The following is a 1,877-nucleotide window of genomic DNA, read 5'->3' on the forward strand; positions in this document are numbered from 1 at the left end:
GCCGGGCCTCCAGGTCTTCGAGAGGAGGGACGGTCATCACGCCTCCGCAATCTGGTTGTTTGATCCGTAACCAGAGTACTCGACGACCAGGACCGATCACAGGAACCTACGATTGTGTCCTACACCCCGATACGTTTAGCGATCGTTGGCATGGCGCCAACTTGCGTGTATAAGCCCGGCTCTGGGCAAGTCGACCGGAGCAGGTGTTGGGCTCGCTACCCGGAATTGATTACGAGCGGTTCATCAACTATCAGCCCACTCGCATCGGATGCTGATGTCGTCATCAGTGCCGCTGAAGGTGTAGTTCTGCAGTCCGAGGTTTCGTTCGCATGAGGTGATAGCTGTGCCGAACACCCCTGAGTAGTCCTTACTGTCCCAGCGCCAGGGGTGGTTCTCACTGCCCGGCGGATGAGAGAGGTCCGGCCCGGTCAAGATCAGCGGCATGTTCGGAAGTAATCTGCCGTCTGAGAGCTGGACGTCCTTTGAACGCTCGACGAGTCCACGCAAGCCGGAGATCTCCTCAGGCGACAGTTCCTCCTTGAGGGTCGCGAAGAGCAGGAGGCAGCGTACGTCCTTCTCAGACAGCTTTTGCTGGAGAAATTCCAGGTTGGCGATGTCATTCGCATCGATCCGATTCGCTGTCTTCACTTCGCCGAGCACCGCTGTCCAGTCTCGATCAGGCAGGTAGGCCGCAACGTCAACTTCGATCTTGCGTCCGTCAATCGACACTTCAAGTCCGAGTATGTGAGGCAATGGAGGCTCTTCGGCGTGCCTAAGCTGTCTCAACAATGAAGTGACCGCTAGCGCAGGAAGCAGGGCTTGGACCTGGTCGGCGCGTAGATGCGCGGCCAGTCTGTAACGCCACTCAGGTTGGGTGAGCGAGTGCGAGAGAGCAAGGTTGAACGTCTGGCCGCAGAACTCGCAGGTCATCGTCGTGGCGAGATCGTCGGCCGAAACATGACGTTCGACCCGACAGTGACTGCAGTGGACTTTCAGAGTTGGAACAAATAACCCACTATGGAATAGGTAATTTACCCGTCTTCTTGCGTAGTCCTTCGGTGTCATTTTTGACTCGAAGAGCGGATCAGGCCACTCGCCTCTATTGTCGTCGACGACTCGGAGGAGGTGAGGGAGTCGGACGCCGGCAACTTTTTCCGCCGCGAGTTCAACCGCGGCGCGCGTTCCCGGCTGGTTGAAGACGCCGCTGAATGGTCCGCCGAATTTTTCAGCCGCCCGGGACTGAAACTTGCCAATGTCTGACTGCGACGCCGTCACGGCATCGTCATCAAAGAGAAGCCGCATCACGTCCTGGTTGTAGCCGAACGGGACAGGCACGTGATCAAGATCCGCGTCGATCCCGAGGGCCAGACCAGAGTGTGTCACACGCGCGTGTTCGATCCCTTGCGCAACGGTGGCATGACGAAGCAGCGTGGAGTGACGTCTATAGGGCGGGATGGAGGCGGTGAACCGTGGGTCCTGTCCCACCACACTGTGTAATTTGATCTCTGCCGCGACCACACCACGAAAATAGGCGTCGGATTTGTCCCCGATGGGGAGTTCAGGCAAGGCGACGTCGACCCACTGAGCGCCAGGCCGGAAGTCAGCACGCACAGAGCGAGTGAACGGAGTTCGGAGCCCTTGGAAGATAAAGCGCGTCCACATTCCGCGTTCCCTGGGCAGCACCTTCAGGTTATCTCGTACTGCTGCCGAATGGATTGCCTTCGAAGTCGCCTCAGATGCGTCCTCAAGTCCCAATGCCACTCAGCCTAAATTGATCATGAGGCGAGGGCGAGCTTGGGAAGGTTCGCCAGCTTGACCGTGGCCGGGCCGTCGTGGCGTACGCCAACGTCACCGGGTCTCTTGACGCGGTAGGAGTT

General features: G+C 58.4%; 1 protein-coding gene. It reads right to left on the reverse strand.

The genetic code is table 11. The features are described from left to right. Nucleotides 1-243: 243 nt before the first annotated feature. Nucleotides 244-1,611: a hypothetical protein gene (locus ABGB08_RS54435; protein ID WP_347608430.1), complete on the reverse strand. Its 1,368-nt coding sequence runs from the start codon at nucleotides 1,609-1,611 to the stop codon at nucleotides 244-246. Nucleotides 1,612-1,877: the final 266 nt, after the last annotated feature.

Source organism: Acrocarpospora sp. B8E8, assembly GCF_039871605.1.
In the GTDB taxonomy this organism is placed as follows: Bacteria; Actinomycetota; Actinomycetes; order Streptosporangiales; family Streptosporangiaceae; genus Acrocarpospora; species Acrocarpospora macrocephala.